The following is a 1,869-nucleotide window of genomic DNA, read 5'->3' on the forward strand; positions in this document are numbered from 1 at the left end:
GTAAAGACGCGAACCGCGTGAGCTACGAAGTGCTAACTCAGCACTCTCCTCGCCTATCGCGAGCTCTGCCAGAACGCGAAGACAGCTTAGAAGAGACCTACTGGGATCGCTAAGAAGGTTAGCTTTAGAGCAAAAAATATACTTAGGTCACCGTTTGGTGGCCTTTTTGTTTTGATCCAGCGCAGTATTTAGTGGATTTTGTTACTATGTAGCACGCGAAGGCGCACGAACTTCTTTACACCTAATTTTTTACCAGTATTATTCTCGCGCAAACGTTTGCGCAACAACAATACAGTCTATATAGATTGCTTGATGTTGAACGCCGCGTGTTAGCCATATTTGGGAGTATCCATGCAGTCTGATATTGAAATTTGCCGAAACACACCGTTATCTTCCATCGATGTTATCGCTGAAAAAGCAGGTCTATTGCCTGAAGAATTTGATACACATGGAAAATACAAAGCCAAAGTACACCCTAAGTGTTTAGCCCGCCTGAATGACAACCAAAACGGCAAATTGGTTCTGGTCACCGCGATTACCCCAACTCCACTAGGTGAAGGCAAAACCGTGACAACCATTGGCCTTGCTCAAGGACTGGCGAAGCTAAAGCAATCCGTGATGGCATGTATTCGACAGCCATCAATGGGGCCTGTCTTTGGCATCAAAGGTGGTGCCGCAGGTGGCGGATATTCCCAAGTAGCGCCAATGGAAGAGCTCAATTTGCATTTGACGGGGGATATTCACGCCGTTACGGCTGCACACAACTTAGCGTCTGCAGCTTTAGATGCGCGCTTATTCCACGAGCAGCGCGAAGGATATGACGCCTTTGAAGCTCGAACTGGTTTAAAAGCATTAAAAATTGACGTTGAAAGCATTACTTGGAAACGCGTGATGGACCACAACGACCGTGCACTTCGCATGGTCAAAATTGGTTTGAACGAACAAGGCAAAACCATTAACGGATTTGAGCGTAACGAAGGGTTCGATATTTCAGCCGCATCCGAATTGATGGCCATTATTGCGTTGGCAAAAAATCTTAAAGACTTACGTCAGCGCATTGGCAAAATTGTTGTTGCTTATGATCTCGACGGTCAGCCTATCACCACAGAAGATTTACAAGTAGCAGGTGCGATGGCCGTAACGTTGAAAGAAGCAATTGCACCAACATTGATGCAAACGCTTGAAGGTGTCCCTACTCTGATCCACGCAGGCCCTTTTGCTAACATTGCGCATGGCAATTCTTCTATTATCGCTGATGAGATTGCGTTAAAACTTTCGCGTTACACGGTAACTGAAGCAGGATTTGGCTCTGACATGGGATTTGAGAAAGCCTGTAATATTAAAGCAGCGGCTGCCAACAAAGCGCCTGACTGTGTGGTGATTGTTGCGACGTTAAGAGGCCTTAAAGCGAACTCCGGCCACTACGACTTGCGCCCTGGCATGGCAATTCCAGATTCGATTTTCTCACCTGACCAAGCGGCATTGGTAGCCGGGTTTGAAAACTTAAAGTGGCACATCAAGAACGTCCATAAATATGGAATCCCAGCCGTTGTTGCGATTAACCAGTTCCCTCAAGATTGCGAACAAGAACTCATCGCGCTTCAAGATCTCATTCACGCATTCGATCCAAATGTTAAAGTCGCTATCAGCACTGCTTTTGCCCAAGGTGGTGAAGGTACGAGAGATCTAGCACAGCATGTCGTTGATGCTTGCGAAAAAACCACGAATTTCCGACCTCTATATCAGAAACATCAATCCCTTCAGGAGAAGCTGATGTCTGTGTGTGAAGCTGGATATGGTGCGACAAATGTTGAAATGAGTGAACTTGCAACTCAGCAATTGGCTCATTTTGAAAAACTAGGGTTTAAC

Annotated in this window: 1 protein-coding gene; it reads left to right on the forward strand. The window is 46.1% G+C overall.

What is annotated here, in order from left to right; all coding sequences use genetic code 11:
* Positions 1-351: 351 nt before the first annotated feature.
* On the forward strand, positions 352-1,869 hold a 1,518-nt coding region (locus tag R8269_RS23675; protein WP_318222710.1), incomplete at its 3' end, for a formate--tetrahydrofolate ligase.

The sequence above is a fragment of the Vibrio sp. Vb0667 genome, from assembly GCF_033391095.1.